Annotated in this window: 1 protein-coding gene; it reads left to right on the top strand. The window is 56.4% G+C overall.

Translation table 11 applies throughout. The features are described 5' to 3' along the window. Nucleotides 1-68 precede the first annotated feature (68 nt). Nucleotides 69-234, top strand: a 166-nt coding sequence (locus H6A60_RS14210; protein ID WP_369126663.1) for a two-component regulator propeller domain-containing protein, incomplete at its 3' end; no start/stop codon positions are given.

Genomic DNA, 234 nt, shown 5'->3' with positions numbered 1-234 from the left:
ATTCAATCCTGGTCGACGATACCGGCGGCGTGTAGATCTCTAACCTCGCAGTATCAATAAAAAAAATAATGAATCCCGGGGATGCGCCCGGGCATCTGCGCTTTGCCAACATTTCCGAAGCTCAAGGGTTGCCCAACAATACCGTGTACGGCCTGCGCGCCGACGGCACCGGCAACATCTGGATCAGCACCAACTTCGGCCTGGCGCGGCTCGACCCGAAGACCAATGCGATAC

This window comes from Sutterella massiliensis, from assembly GCF_016899755.1.
GTDB lineage: Bacteria > Pseudomonadota > Gammaproteobacteria > Burkholderiales > Burkholderiaceae_F > Sutterella > Sutterella massiliensis.
Note: the sequence above shows the minus strand (reverse complement) of the source record. Positions and strands in the feature narration are given on the sequence as shown.